Consider the following 14,578-nt stretch of genomic DNA (forward strand, 5'->3'; position numbering starts at 1 on the left):
GAAAGCCTAGGCGGTGGGATGGAATTCGGTCACCTCGCGCAGGAACCCGCGGGCGCCGAGGAAGTCACCGAGGGTCTCGCGGTGCTGCCGGCAGGCGAGCCAGGTCTTGCGGTACGCCGGCTCGTGCAGCTTGGGGTTGTTCCACAGCAGCGCCCACTCCGCCGTCGCGCGACAGCCCTTCGCAGAACACTGGGGTGCAAGCTCCTCGACCACTCCGGAAGCGTAGCCCTGTCCGGGGGGAGTTGAGCGCCGGGCGACCACGGGGGAAGTCGCCCGGCGACGCGCTGAATGTTACACGGGTCGTCCGGCCTTGCGTCTACCCGCCGCGGGTGCCCGTCCGTGCGTATCGCGCAGAAAGATCGACATCCCCGGACCCTTGCGGTCGGCGCGTAATCCGGCTCCGCCGGACCGCTCTCAGCATGGTCGTGTAAGTCTTGAGCGTCGGCACCCGTGCCGGCGCGACCGCGAAGTGCGACATCCCTGGAGGACCGGTGGCCGAGCCGACCACACCCGAGGGCACGAGCAGCGCCGATCCCGGCGCCCCGGTGCCACCCGCGCAGGACGCCACCCAGCTCGAACGCGCCATGTTCGAGGTGAAGCGGGTGATCGTCGGCCAGGACCGGATGGTCGAGCGGATGTTCGTCGCGCTGCTGGCCCGCGGGCACTGCCTGCTGGAGGGCGTGCCGGGCGTGGCCAAGACCCTCGCGGTGGAGACGCTGGCCCGGGTGGTCGGTGGCTCGTTCTCCCGCGTGCAGTTCACGCCCGACCTGGTGCCCGCCGACATCGTCGGCACCCGCATCTACCGGCAGTCGAGCGAGAAGTTCGACGTCGAGCTGGGCCCGGTCTTCGTCAACTTCCTGCTCGCCGACGAGATCAACCGTGCGCCCGCGAAGGTCCAGTCGGCGCTGCTGGAGGTCATGGCCGAGCACCAGGTGTCCATCGGCGGCGAGAGCCACTCGGTGCCCGACCCGTTCCTGGTGATGGCGACGCAGAACCCGATCGAGCAGGAGGGGGTGTACCCGCTGCCCGAGGCGCAGCGCGACCGCTTCCTCATGAAGATCCTCGTGGGCTACCCGACCGACGCCGAGGAGCGGGAGATCGTCTACCGGATGGGCGTGAGCGCGCCCGAGCCGAAGCAGATCTTCAACTCCGGCGACCTGCTCGCCCTGCAGCGCCGCGCCGACCAGGTTTTCGTGCACAACGCGCTGGTGGATTACACCGTACGGCTCGTGCTCGCCACCCGCGCGCCGGCTCAGCACGGCATGCCGGACGTCGCCCAGCTGATCCAGTACGGCGCCAGCCCGCGCGCCTCGCTCGGCATCGTCCGGGCCACCCGGGCGCTCGCCCTGCTGCGCGGCCGCGACTACGCGCTGCCGCAGGACGTGCAGGACATCGCGCCGGACATCCTGCGGCACCGGCTGGTGCTCAGCTACGACGCGCTGGCCGACGACATCCCCGCCGACCACATCGTCGCCCGGATCATGGCGAGCGTGCCGATGCCGTCGGTGTCCGCCCGCCAGGACGCGGCGCCCGCGAACGGCCACGCCGCCCAGGTGTCCGGGGTGCCCGCGCCGGCCAGTGGGGGTCCGGCCTTCGGCGGTGCGGTGCCGGCCAGCGGTCCGGCGTACGGCGGCAACCCGGCGTACGGCGGTGCGCAGCCCCAGCAGCAGCCGGTCTGGCCGGGACAGCAGTGACGGTAAAGCCGTGACGACCGCCGACATCCCCGCCCCGGCCGCCGACTCGGGTACGGCCCGGGCCGAGGCCGTGCTGTCGCGGCTGCAGCTGCTGGTCACGCGCAAGCTCGACGGGCTGCTGCAGGGCGACTACGCGGGTCTGCTGCCCGGCCCCGGCAGCGAGGCGGGGGAGAGCCGCGAGTACCGGCCCGGTGACGACGTGCGCCGCATGGACTGGCCGGTCACGGCGCGGACGACGCAGCCGCACGTGCGCCGTACGGTGGCCGACCGTGAGCTGGAGACCTGGATGGCCGTGGACCTGTCGGCCAGCCTCGACTTCGGCACCGCCCGCTACCTCAAGCGCGACCTCGTGCTGGCGGCGGCCACCGCGATGGCGCATCTGACCGTGCGCGGCGGCAACCGGATCGGCGCGGTCGTCGGCACCGGGCCGGGCCAGGTGGCGCCGGAGCCGGGCGGCGGCTTCCCGTGGCGGCGGCGCAAGGCGGCGGCGGTCGCGGTGCCCCAGGCCGCCCCGGTGGTACGCATGCCCGCGCGCCCCGGCCGCAAGGAGGCGCAGGGACTGCTGCGGGCGATCGCGCGCACGGAGATCCGCCCCGGCCGCACCGACCTCGGCGAGCTGGTGGACATGCTGAACCGGCCCCCGCGCCGCCGGGGCGTGGCCGTGGTCATCTCCGACTTCCTCTCGCCGGTGCAGGGCTGGGCCCGCCCGGTCCGCAAGCTCGGGGTCCGGCACGACGTGCTGGCGATCGAGGTGGTGGACCCGCGCGAGCTGGAGCTGCCCGACGTCGGCGTGCTCACCCTGGCCGATCCGGAGACGGGTGTGCTGCACGAGGTGCAGACCGCCGATCCGGGGCTGCGGGCCCGCTACGCCGAGGCGGCCGGCCGGCAGCGCGGCGAGATCGCCCAGGCCCTGCGCGCCGCCGGCGCCGCCCATCTGCGCCTGCGCACCGACACCGACTGGCTGCTGGACGTCGTCCGCTTCGTGGCCGCTCAACGACACGCTCGCACCCGGGGGACCACCCGATGATCCGTTTCCTGCAGCCGTGGTGGCTGCTCGCCGTCCTGCCCGTCCTGCTGGTGGTCGGCTTCTACGTCTGGCGCCAGTTCCGCAAGCGCCAGTACGCGATGAAGTTCACCAACGTGGAGCTGCTGCGAAGCCTGGCGCCGAAGGGCCTGGGCTGGCGCCGGCACGTCGCCGCGAGCGCGTTCCTGCTGAGCCTGTTCGTGGTGGCGCTGGCGATGGCCCGGCCGTCGGTGGACCGCGAGGAGCCCCTGGAACGCGCGACCGTCATGCTCGCCATCGACGTGTCGCTGTCGATGGAGGCCGACGACGTCGCCCCGAACCGGATCGAGGCGGCGCAGGAGGCGGCGAAGGCGTTCGTGCAGGAGCTGCCGCCGACGTACAACCTGGGCCTGGTGTCGTTCGCGAAGGCGGCGAACGTGCTGGTGTCGCCGACCAAGGACCGCGCGGCGGTGATCGCCGGGATCGACGGGCTGACGCTGGCCGAGGCGACGGCGACCGGCGAGGCGGTGTTCACCTCGCTGGACGCGATCCGGTCGGTGCCCTCGGACGGCGCGGACGGCGCTCCACCGGCCCGGATCGTGCTGCTCTCGGACGGGTACCGCACGTCGGGGCGCTCGGTGGAGGACGCGGCGGCCGCGGCGTCGGCGGCGAACGTCCCGGTGTCGACGATCGCGTTCGGCACGGACACCGGCGTGGTCGACATCCGGGGCGCGCTGCAACGCGTACCCGTGGACCGCAAGTCGTTGCAGGAGCTGGCGGATGACACGAAGGGCTACTTCTACGAGGCGGCGTCGGTCAGCGAGCTGAAGCAGGTGTACGAGGACATGGGCAGCTCGATCGGGCACCGCGTGCAGCCCGAGGAGATCACCCAGTGGTACGCGGGGGCGGCCCTGCTGCTCGGCCTGGCCGCCGCGGCGATGAGCCTGCTCTGGACGTCTCGATTGCCCTAGGGGGTACCTACCGGTGACCGGTCCGCTCGTTCCCACCGCCGGCGCCTCGTGCCGGCTGCGGCCGGTCACTACCGCCCGCATCGAGGGCGGGCTGCTCGCCGAGCGCCGGAGAGTCAACGGCGAGGCCGCGATCCCGTCCGGGCCCGAGCGACTGCGGACCGCCGGCAACCTGCAGAACCTGCGGATCGCCGCCGGGGAACGCTCCGGGGAGCTGCGCGGCCCGGTGTTCATGGACTCCGACGTCTACAAGTGGCTGGAGGCGGCGGCCTGGGAGTACGCCCGCGCGCCCCGTCCGCCCCTGCTCGCGGTCCAGCGGGCCGTGACCGCCATGGTCGCCGCCGCCCAGCGCGCCGACGGCTACCTCAACTCGATGGTCCGCGAGCGCTACCGGGACCTGCCGTGGAGCCACGAGCACTACTGCGCTGGGCACCTCATGCAGGCGGCCGTCGCCCAGTCGCGGGCCACCGGCGACCAGGCGCTGCTGGAGGTGGCGGTCCGGTTCGCCGACCACCTCGTCGCGACGTTCGGGCCGGGGCGTACGGAGGACGTCGACGGTCACCCGGTGGTCGAGATGGGCCTCGTCGAGCTGTACCGGGAGACCGGCCGCGCCGACTACCTCGAGCTCGCCCGCTGGTTCGTCGAGGCGCGTGGGCACGGGCTGGTCGAGAGGCACGGCCACGAGCCGACGTACTTCAGCGATCGTGTGCCGGTCCGCGACCAGCAGACCGTCGAGGGGCACGCGGTCCGGGCCGTCTACCTCGCCGCCGGGGCCGCCGACGTCGCGCTGGAGACGGGGGACGTCGGGCTGCTGGAGGCGCTGCGCCGGCAGTTCGCGCACATGCTCGCCACGAAGACGTACCTCACCGGCGGGCTCGGGTCGCGGTGGGAGGGCGAGTCGTTCGGGGACCCGTACGAGCTGCCGCCGGACCGCGCGTACGCGGAGACCTGCGCGGCGGTGGGCGGCATCCAGTGGGCGTGGCGGATGCTGCTGGCCACGGGCGACGCCGCGTACGCCGACGCCGCCGAGCGGATGGTGCTGAACGGGTTCCTGGCCGGGGTCTCGCTGGCCGGCACCGAGTACTTCTACGTCAACCCGTTGCAGCTGCGCGCCGGCGCCCATCCCGACGAGAACCGCAGCCCCGCGCACGGCCGCCGCGGCTGGTTCGATTGCGCGTGCTGCCCGCCCAACGTGATGCGGACCGTCGCGAGCCTGGGCGCGTACCTCGCCACGACCGACGAGGACGGCATCCAGCTCCAGATGTACGCCCCCAGCACCGTCGAGACCGGCGGCGTCCGTCTGGCCGTCGAGACCGAGTACCCGTGGGACGGTGTCGTGCGGGTCCGCGTGCTGGAGTCACCGGAGCGGGAGTGGACGCTGTCCATGCGCGTACCGCCGTGGGCGCAGGGTGCGGTGCTGCAAGGCGACGGCGTCGAGGCCGGCGGGTATGCGCAGGTGCGGCATGCTTGGCGATCCGGGGACGTGGTGGAGCTGCGGTTGCCGATGACCGTCCGGGTCACGACGGCCGGCGAGCGCATCGACGCGGTGCGCGGCTGTGTCGCCCTCGAACGCGGCCCGCTGGTGTACGCCGTCGAGCACCCCGCCGCCGACGACCTGGCCTTCGCGGGCGTCACCGGCGCCGACTTCCGCCCCGGCCTGCTCGGCGGCGTGACCGTGGTGGGGCTCAGCGCGTGGGTCCGCGTACCGGAGGAGCGGCCCTGGCCGTACGGTCCGGACGGTTCGGCCCGGCCCGGGGAGCGGGCCGAGGTCGAGGCGGTGCCCTACTTCGCGTGGGCGAACCGCGGCATCGGGCCCATGCGGGTGTGGCTGCCGGACGGGAGACGGCCGGACGGCGTCACGGGCCGGTGAGCAGCGGCAGGACGCCGGTGACCTCCAGGGCGCGCCGGGTGATCCGTTGCGGGTTGGCGACCCGCAGCGTCGCCCCGCCCGCGTCGGCCAGGGTGTGGGCGTCCATCAGGGCGTTGATCCCGGAGGAGTCGCAGAACGTCACGCCGGTCAGGTCCAGCACGATGGCGTCGGGCCGCCCGGCGAGCGTCGTGCGGACCCGCTCGAGCAGGTCGGGCGCGGTGGCGAGGTCGAGCTCGCCGGTCACCTCCACCTGGACGGCGCTCATCGCTGCGATCCCGTCGGCTGCTCGAGCACGGGGCACGGGGCGAGGTCCGCCCAGACCTGCTTGCCGCCCTGGTGGTCGCGGACGCCCCAGCGCACGGCCATCGCCTCGATCAGGGCGATGCCGCGCCCGCCGCGCCCGTCGGGCTCGCGCCGGCGTGGGACGACCGAGGAGCCGTCGGCGACGAGCACGGTGACGCGTTCGTCGTGCGACTCGATGCGTACCTCGACGCAGCCGCCGCCGTGGTTGACGGCGTTGGTGACCAGTTCGCTGATCACCACGGCCGCCGTGTCGAGCCAGTCGTCGTCCCGGTAGCCCCATCCCGCCAGGACCGCGGTCGCCGCGTGGCGCGCGGCCCGGGGCGCGTTCCTGCCCAGAGGCACGTCGAAACGGGCTGTCAATGCGCTCATGTCCGTCGGTCTTTCTCCCCGCCGCCGGTAGTGCGGTGCATCAGGTACCCGAGCCGGACCGGCCCGCAAACCCGGCACCGGGTCAGATTCTTGCCTCTCGACGATGCATCCGTGTAGCCGGCCCGCACGGGGGAATCAAATGACAATAAGCTTCGCGAAATAGGTCATAGAGGGGGATCGGATGGCGGTACTGGCGGTCACCGCGCTGTACGCGTTGATCTTCCTGTGGCTCTGCGGCAGCTATGTGCGGCGGCGCGATCCCCTGCTGCGCGACGTCATGCCGATCTTCGCCTCGGTGGCGAGCTACTTCGCCCTCGGCGCCGTCAGCCTCGTCGTCCGGCCTCCCGGCATCGTGCAGGGCCTGGTCTCGGCGTTCGTGCTCGGCCAGCCGTTCTTCTCGTTGCACCTGGTCAGCCGGGTACGCGTCGTCCCGCGCTGGGCCCAGTGCGGCGGGGCCGCGGCGTGGGCGGCGAGCGCGGTGGTGCTGGTGCTGGTGAGCCCGCCGCTGCCGGCACGCCTCGGCCTGCCGATCGTCGCGGCGGCCTTCGCCGTGGAGGCGATGGCGGCGGTGCTGCTCGCCAAGGAGGCGCGCCGTCGCGGGGGTGCGGCGCGGGTGCGGCTCGCCTGCGCCGCGATCGGTACGGGCCTGTTCGGCGTCGTCATCATGACCGCCGGCGAGGGCCGGAGGCTGCAGGCGGTGGCGCTGGTCTTCGCCGTGGTGTCCGCGCTCATGTACATGCTGGCGTTCCTGCCGCCCCGCTCCCTGCGTCGCGTCTGGTCGTGGGGTGCCGCGTACGCGCTGATCCGCCGGATGCTCGCCGTCCCGGTCGACGGGACCGCCGAGCGGATCTGGCGCGAGTATTGCCGTGCCGCCCGGGAGGTGGTCGGCGTCGACGCCGTCATGGTGCTGGTTCGTGAACCGGACGGCACGCTGAGACCGGTCTGCTCGCCCGGCTCGGTGCCCGGCGAGCCGTACGGCGAGGAGGACCGGCGGCGGCTGCTGGCCCGCGCCGGGATGCTCGACGCGCTCGCGGGCTGGCGCGATCCGCCCCGCATCGCCGTCGATCTGGCTCGTGCCACCGGCACCCGCTACGTCTGCGCCACCGCGCTCGAGGGTTCCGGAGGCGCGCTGCTCCTGCTGCATCGGCATCGCACCCTGTTCACCGACGACGACATGGCGCTCGTGGCGAAGCTGGCCGGTCAGGCGGCGGCGCTCGCGGACCGGGCCGACGTACTGGCCGAGCGGGAGCGGCTGGCGGTGATCGTCGACGCGTCCGACGACGCGATCCTCGGCAAGACTCTGGACGGCACCATCACCAGCTGGAACTCCGGGGCACAGCGGCTGTTCGGGTACGACGCCGCGGAGGTGCTCGGCCGCCCCACCAGCATGCTGTTCGCCCCCGGTCAGGAGGACATAGCGGCCGACGTGCTGGCCCGGGTGGCCCGCGGCGAGCGGGTCGACCAGCACGAGGTGGACGGCCGCCGCAGGGATGGCAGCATCGTCCCGGTCTCGTTCAGCTCGTCGCCGATCACCGACCCCGCCGGGCGGCCAACCGGGATCGCCTGCGTGGCCCGGGACATCGGGGAGCGGCAGCGCGCCGAGGCCAAGTTCCGGCAGCTGCTCGAGGGCGCGCCGGATGCGATCCTCGGCGTACGGGAGGACGGCCGGATCGTCCTGCTGAACGCCGAGGCGGAGCGGCTGTTCGGGTACCGGCGCGACGAGTTGCTCGGGCAGTTGATCGAGGTGCTGGTACCGGCAGCCGCCCGGCCGAGGCACGCGGGCCTTCGTGACGGCTACTTCGCCGACCCGCAGCGGCGGTCCCTGGGAGCCGGCGTTGCCCTGAAGGCCGCTCGCAAGGACGGCAGCGAGTTCCCCGTCGAGATCGGCCTCTCCTCCCTGCGTACCGATGAGGGCGTCATCGTCTCGGCGTTCGTGCGGGATGTGACCGAGCGGGTGCAAGCGCAGGCCGAGCGGGAACGGCTGGCCGCCCAGGCGGAACGCGACGCCGTGGACCGCCGGCTGCAGCACACCCGCCGCCTGGAGAGCCTCGGGCAGCTGGCCGGTGGGGTGGCGCACGACTTCAACAACATCCTGGCCGTCATCGCCAGCTACACCGAGCTGCTCGCCGAGACGCTGGCCGAAGCCGAGCCCACCTCCGCCGACCTGGCCGCCGCACGCAAGGACCTCACACAGATCGGGCGCGCCACCGAGCGCGCCACCCGGCTGACCAAGCAGCTGCTCGCCTTCGGCCGGCGGGAGATCACCCAGACACAGGTGCTCAGCGTGAACCATGTCGTCGGCGACGTGGACCAGCTGCTGCGCCGTACGCTCGGCGAGCACATCCACCTCGTCACCCACCTCGACCGCGATCTGTGGCCGGTGTGCGCCGACCCGGGCCAGATCGAGCAGGTGCTGGTCAACCTCGCCGTGAACGCCCGGGACGCGATGCCGGCGGGCGGCACGCTGTCGATCGACACCGGCAACACCCACCTCGACGAGGCCGACGTCGCCGAGTGCCCGGACGTCCCCGCCGGCCGGTACGTGCGCATCCGGGTCAGCGACACCGGCGCGGGGATGCCGCCGGAGGTCGCCGATCGCGCCTTCGAACCGTTCTTCACGACCAAGCCCCAGGGCGCGGGGACGGGCCTCGGCCTGGCCACTGTGTACGGCATCGCCGCGTCGGCGGGCGGGCACGTGCGCCTGTCCTCGGAACCGGGCATCGGCACCACGGTCACGATCGTGCTGCCGGTCACGGACGCCGCCGTACCGGTGCCCGAGCAGCCCGAGGAGCCCGAGGCGAGCGAGGCCGCACCGCAGCCGGGAAAGCCCCAGGAGACGATCCTGCTGGTCGAGGACGAGGACGCGCTGCGGGAGGCCACCGGGCGCGCCCTGAGCCGGGCCGGATACCGGGTGCTGTCCGCCTCCGGGGGCGCCGCGGCGCTGCGCCTCGCCGAGGACCACCAGGGACCGATCCACCTGCTGCTGACCGACGTGATGATGCCGGTGATGATGGGCAACGAGGTGGCCGCCCGGGTGCAGCGGATCCGCCCGGAGCTCCCGGTGCTCTACATGTCGGGCTACGCCCAGCCGGTGCTCACCGAGAACGGGACGCTGCCCGAGGGCGTCGTCATCATCGAGAAGCCCTTCACCCGGCAGGCGTTGCTGGATCAGGTCCGGGCCCGGCTCCTTCAATCATCAGACCTTTAAACGGCGACCTGCCCCCGCAGCCGCGGGATGAGCTGCGAAATGTGCCCGTAACGCGCGGTGTGCGGCGATCACTTTAGACATCGATACCTTTACTTCTGTCGATGGAGTGCATAGGTTGCTCTCATCCGACGAAAGTCGCGGTATCCGTCGACCGAACGATGTGGCGGATCGCCGCCGCCGCGGGCCTGCGCTGGGCGCGGCAGCTCCTCTTTTTCTGTGCCGATCGGGATGGGGATCGCATGGACGACAACGTTGTCAACGCTGCCCGCAGACCGCTGTCGCGGCGCTCCCTGATGGCGGCCGGGGCCCTGGGGGTGGCCGTCCCGGCCGTGGTGGCGGGCGCGTCGCTGACGGACCGGCCGGCGAACGCGGCTGCGGGGGTCACCCGGAAGGTGACCATCTACGCCGAGGCGCTGCCGGGTGGGCTCTTCGGCTACGGGCTCGCCCCGGGGCAGGCGAGCGTCCCGGGGCCGATCCTGGAGATGTGGGAGGGCGACACCCTCGAGATCACGCTGGTCAACCGGACGAACCAGCGCCTGTCGATCCACCCGCACGGCGTGGACTACAGCGTCGACTCCGACGGCAGCCCGCTCAACGCGTCCTTCAACAACCCCGGTGAGACCCGTACGTACGTGTGGCGCTCGCGCGAGATGGTGGCCACCGAGGGCCGGCGCTTCCTGCCGGGCAGCGCGGGCTACTGGCACTACCACGACCATGCCATGGGCACCGACCACGGCACCGGTGGCGTCGCCAAGGGGCTGTACGGCGCGCTGATCGTGCGCCGCCGCGGCGATCCGCTGCCGGAGAAGCAATTCGTCGTCGTGTTCAACGACATGATGATCAACAATCGGATGGCGCCGGACACCCCGATGTTCGAGGCGGATCTCGGCCAGCGCGTCGAATGGATCGCGATCGGCCACGGCGGCACCTTCCACACGTTCCATCTGCACGCGCACCGGTGGGCCGACAACCGGACCGGAATGCTCGAGGGGCCGGCCGATCCCAGCCTGGTCATCGACAACAAGGACCTGAACCCGGGCAGTTCCTTCGGATTCCAGGTCCTTGCCGGGGAGGGCGTCGGTCCCGGCGCCTGGATGTACCACTGCCACGTGCAATTCCATTCCGACGGCGGAATGGCCGGCATCTTCCTCGTCCGCAACGCCGACGGCAGCATGCCGCCCGGCGCCGAGGAGGCCATCCACCGTTTCCAGGGCCACGTGCACAAGGGGGACATGGGATGAGACACCGAATCGGTCTCGCCGTCACGGCGGTGGTGGCCCTGCTCGTGAGCACACCCACCGTGGTGGCGTCCGCCGCCCCGGCCGCGCAGGCGGCGGGGCTGTCGGTGCTGGTGTTCCACGGACCGGCGGCCGGCCAGCAGGACCCCGTCGCCCGGGCCGTCCAGACCGTCAAGGACCTGGGCGCGGCCGACGGCATCGCCGTCACCGAGTCCACCGACCCGGCCGTGTTCACCCGCGCCGGACTGGCCCCGCACCGGGCGGTGGTGTTCCTCTCCGCCGACGGCGTCCCGCTCAACCGGGAGCAGGAGGGCGCGCTGCAGGCGTACGTCCGGGCGGGCGGTGGCTTCCTCGCGGTGGCCGACGCGGCGCGCGCGCAGCTCGACTCCACATGGTTCACCGGCCTCATCGGCTCCCGGCCGGCCGGCGCGATCCCGGTCGCCGAGCCGGTCGCCAAGGTCACCGCCAATGCCGAGAACCCGCCGAACGAGACGAAGGAGAAGCTCACCGACGGCGACGCCAACACCAAGTGGCTGGCCCGCACCCCGACCGGCTGGATCGTGTACGAGCTCGGCAAGCCCACGACAGTGACCGGCTACGCCCTCACGTCGGCCAACGACTCTGCCGGCCGCGACCCGAAGGACTGGGCGCTGCAGGGCTCCGCAGACGGTACGACATGGACGGACGTGGACACCCGCACCGGCCAGACCTTCCCGGAGCGGTTCCAGACCCGGCGCTTCGACGTCGCGGCCCCGGGCCAGTTCACCTTCTACCGGCTGACCATCACGGCGAACTCCGGTGAGCCGCTCACCCAGCTCGCCGACCTGCGACTGTTCACCGGCGCCACCACCGCGCCCCAGCCTCCCGCGGTCAACGAGGCCGTCGTCGACGTGCTCGACCGGCAGCACCCGGCCACGAGGTCGCTGCCCATGACGGTCAAGCGGTCCGACCGCTGGACCAACTGGGACCCGAACCCGGTCGGCACCGTGCACACGCTCGCCCAGGTCGAGGAGCGCTTCTACGACCCGGGCCCGGGCGGCAACGGCCCGTTCCACCCGGTCTCCTGGTGCCGCGACTACGACGGCGGCCGCTCCTTCTACACCGGGATGGGGCATACCGAGGGCAGCTACGCCGAGACCGCGTTCCGCAGCCACCTGACCGGCGCATTGCGCTGGACCACCGGCATCCAGCGCGGCGACTGCCAGGCCACGATCGCCGCCAACTACAAGGTCGAGCGGCTGACCGGCGCCAACAAGACCGGCGAGCTGGACCAGATCGGCGAGCCGCACGGGCTGACCATCGCGCCGGACGGCACGGTCTTCTACGTCGGCAAGGCGGCCTGCCCGAGCGGCCCGATCGTCGACTGGGCCGACCCGAAGGTGGGGCTGGGCTGCGGCACGATCCACTCGTACGACCCGGCGACGAAGAAGCCGAAGCTGCTGCTCACGCTGCCGGTGATGGGTAACCGCGGCAGCGGCTCCGAGCTGGTGAAGAACGAGGAGGGCCTGCTCGGCATCGTGCCGGACCCGGCGTTCGCGCAGAACGGCTGGCTCTACATCTACTGGATGCCGCACGACTCGATCGACCGGGAGAACCGCATCGGCCGGCGGACGATCTCGCGGCTGACGTACGACCCCGCGACCGGCACGATCGACCCGGCCACCCGCAAGGACCTGCTGCAATTCCCGGTGCAGATCCACAGTTGCTGCCACGCCGGCGGCGGCATGGCCTTCGACGACAAGGGCAACCTGTACGTCGGCTCCGGCGACAACAACTCCTCCGAGGGCTCGAGCGGTTACTCGGGCAACAACTGGACGGCCGAGTACAAGGGCGTGTCGTTCCAGGACGCGCGCCGTACGTCCGGCAACACCAACGACCTCGCCGGCAAGATCATCCGGATCCACCCGGAGGCCGACGGCACGTACACGATCCCGGCCGGCAACCTGTTCCCGCCCGGCACCGAGAAGGCCCGCCCGGAGATCTACGTGATGGGCGTGCGCAACATCGCCCGGCTCCAGATCGACCCCGTGCACAAGTGGCTGACCGCCGGCTGGGTCGGCCCGGACGCCTCTGCGCCGAGCCCGGAGCTGGGCCCGGCCAAGTACGAGACCGCCACGATCATCACCTCGGCGGGGAATCAGGGCTGGCCGTACTGCATGGGCAACCGGCAGCCGTACCGGGACCGCAGCAACACCGACGCGACCGTCCTCACCGGCTGGTACGACTGCACCAACCTCAAGAACACCTCGCCGCGCAACACCGGGCTGACCGACATCCCGCCCGCGCGCGACAACATGATCTGGTACTCGCCGGGCGGCGGCGGACCCGTGTTCCCGGCCCGGGCGGACGGCAGCGGGGTGCCCACGTACAACGCGGCGGACGCCGTCTACACCCAGCCGTACCTGCGCGGCGGCGGCCAGGCGATCATGTCCGGGCCGACGTACCACCGCGAGCTCGTGAACACCGCGAGCGGCGTGGCGTGGCCGGCGTACTGGGACGACAAGTGGTTCATCGGCGACGAGTCGAACGCCGCCAACCGGGTGGCCGTGACCGTCGACCCGGCCGGGGTGCCGCGGCAGGCGCCGCCGCTGTTCGGCGAGTCGCTGCGCGCGATCATCCCGAGCGGTAACGGCGACACGCGCCTGCAGAGCTGGATGGACGCGAAGTTCGGCCCGGACGGCGCGCTGTACCTGCTCGACTACGGCGGCGGGTTCTTCAGCCTGCACGCCAACCAGAAGCTCGTCCGGATCACGTACCAGGGCGGTCCCGCGACCCCCGCGCCGGCGGCATCGTCCGTGGCGGTGCAGAACAAGCCGCTGACCATCGCGTTCACCGGCTCCCGCTCCGGCGGCGTGTCGTACCGGTGGGAGTTCGGCGACGGCGGCACCTCCACCGAGGCGAACCCGCGGCACGTGTACGCCCGGACCGGCACGTACACGGCGAAGCTGACCGTCACGTACGCCGACGGCGAGACGGCCACGACGCAGACCACCGTGACCGTGGGCTGCGCGGTGCCCGACGACCGCGACACGGTGTGGATCGAGGGCACCGACACCGGCGTACCGAACAAGGCGGCCGGCGGCGGCTGCACCATCAACGACCTGATCGACGACGAGAGCACGTGGCCCGACCACGACTCCTTCGTCCGGCACGTCACCGCGGTGGCGAACACCCTGCAGCGCGACGGCGTCATCACCGGCCGCGAGGCCGGCACGCTGACCCGCGCGGCCGCCGCCTCGGACGTGGGCCGGCCCGGGCACAAGGGTTACGAGCCGATCTTCGACGGCACCGCCGAGTCGCTGCTGGGCTGGGAACAGGCGCCGTCGGGGCAGTTCACGATCCAGCCGGACGGCTCGCTGCGCTCCGGCGGCGGGCTCGGCATGCTCTGGTACGCCCGGCAGCAGTACGGCGACTTCTCCCTGAAGCTGCAGTTCCGTGACATCGCACCGGGCACTGCCCGCGCCAACAGCGGCGTGTTCACCCGGTTCCCCGACCCGCGTACGCCCGTCGACCAGCGTCCGGAATGCGGCACGGTCGGATCGGCGCGCACGTCACAGGCGTGGGTGGCAATTTATTGCGGGCACGAGGTGCAGATCTACGACGGTGACACGGGCGAGCCGCAGAAGACCGGTTCCATCTACAACTTCGACCCGGTGCCGCTGACCGATGCCCGGCCCACGCCGAAGAACGAGTGGAACGACTACGAGGTCCGGGTCGTCGGCCAGCACTACACGATCGTCCGCAACGGCGTGGTGATCAACGAGTTCGACAACACCCCGGGCAAGCAGTCGTCGCGCGCCGGCGACCCGCCGACGGACCAGCGGCAGTTCCTCACCGGCTTCCTCGGCCTGCAGAACCACAGCGACACCGACCTCACCGAGTTCCGCGACATCCGGGTCCGCACGCTGTGACCGCGGGAGGCAGC

At 72.3% G+C, this 14,578-nt stretch carries 10 protein-coding genes; 7 read left to right on the forward strand and 3 right to left on the reverse strand.

The window, feature by feature from the left end; translation table 11 throughout:
• Nucleotides 1-6: 6 nt before the first annotated feature.
• Nucleotides 7-213 (reverse strand): hypothetical protein, encoded by a 207-nt coding sequence (locus IT780_RS27185; RefSeq protein WP_199514598.1) that lies wholly within the window; start codon nucleotides 211-213, stop codon nucleotides 7-9.
• A 278-nt stretch (nucleotides 214-491) separates the two neighbouring features.
• Here IT780_RS27185 and IT780_RS27190 point away from each other — a divergent pair, with 278 nt between their 5' ends.
• Genes IT780_RS27190 through IT780_RS27205 form a run of 4 tightly spaced genes read left to right on the forward strand, consistent with a single transcriptional unit; the run spans nucleotide 492 to nucleotide 5,535 of the window.
• Nucleotides 492-1,694, forward strand: coding sequence for an AAA family ATPase (locus IT780_RS27190; RefSeq protein WP_307831403.1), 1,203 nt, complete (start codon nucleotides 492-494; stop codon nucleotides 1,692-1,694).
• Between the two features lie 10 nt (nucleotides 1,695-1,704).
• A complete protein-coding gene (locus IT780_RS27195; protein ID WP_199514599.1) occupies nucleotides 1,705-2,721 on the forward strand; it encodes a DUF58 domain-containing protein in 1,017 nt (338 codons plus the stop codon).
• Nucleotides 2,718-3,668: a VWA domain-containing protein gene (locus IT780_RS27200; RefSeq protein ID WP_199514600.1), complete on the forward strand. Its 951-nt coding sequence runs from the start codon at nucleotides 2,718-2,720 to the stop codon at nucleotides 3,666-3,668. The genes IT780_RS27195 and IT780_RS27200 overlap by 4 nt, the downstream gene beginning before the upstream one ends.
• Nucleotides 3,669-3,681: 13 nt before the next feature.
• Entirely contained in the window at nucleotides 3,682-5,535 is a 1,854-nt protein-coding gene (locus IT780_RS27205; protein ID WP_199514601.1) for a glycoside hydrolase family 127 protein, read from the forward strand.
• Here the strand turns inward: IT780_RS27205 and IT780_RS27210 are convergent.
• Nucleotides 5,522-5,800 carry an STAS domain-containing protein gene (locus IT780_RS27210; protein WP_199514602.1) on the reverse strand — a complete coding sequence of 93 codons (279 nt, stop codon included), beginning with the start codon at nucleotides 5,798-5,800 and terminating at the stop codon, nucleotides 5,522-5,524. The genes IT780_RS27205 and IT780_RS27210 overlap by 14 nt on opposite strands.
• Nucleotides 5,797-6,207, reverse strand: a complete 411-nt coding sequence (locus IT780_RS27215; protein ID WP_199514603.1) for an ATP-binding protein — start codon at nucleotides 6,205-6,207, stop codon at nucleotides 5,797-5,799. Before IT780_RS27215 ends, IT780_RS27210 begins: the two co-directional genes overlap by 4 nt.
• 181 nt (nucleotides 6,208-6,388) lie before the next feature.
• Between IT780_RS27215 and IT780_RS27220 the strand changes: the two genes are divergently transcribed.
• The 3 genes from IT780_RS27220 (at nucleotide 6,389) to IT780_RS27230 (ending at nucleotide 14,564) form a co-directional block, all read left to right on the forward strand.
• On the forward strand, nucleotides 6,389-9,415 hold the full coding sequence (locus IT780_RS27220) for a hybrid sensor histidine kinase/response regulator (RefSeq protein WP_233413549.1): 3,027 nt from the start codon (nucleotides 6,389-6,391) through the stop codon (nucleotides 9,413-9,415).
• Nucleotides 9,416-9,654: 239 nt separating this feature from the next.
• On the forward strand, nucleotides 9,655-10,656 hold the full coding sequence (locus IT780_RS27225) for a multicopper oxidase domain-containing protein (RefSeq protein WP_199514604.1): 1,002 nt from the start codon (nucleotides 9,655-9,657) through the stop codon (nucleotides 10,654-10,656).
• The gene (locus IT780_RS27230) at nucleotides 10,653-14,564 is read left to right on the forward strand and encodes a ThuA domain-containing protein (RefSeq protein WP_199514605.1); all 3,912 of its coding nucleotides are present in this window, start codon (nucleotides 10,653-10,655) and stop codon (nucleotides 14,562-14,564) included. Before IT780_RS27225 ends, IT780_RS27230 begins: the two co-directional genes overlap by 4 nt.
• Nucleotides 14,565-14,578: the final 14 nt, after the last annotated feature.

This window comes from Nucisporomicrobium flavum, from assembly GCF_016464385.1.
GTDB classification, from domain to species: domain Bacteria; phylum Actinomycetota; class Actinomycetes; order Mycobacteriales; family Micromonosporaceae; genus Actinoplanes; species Actinoplanes flavus_A.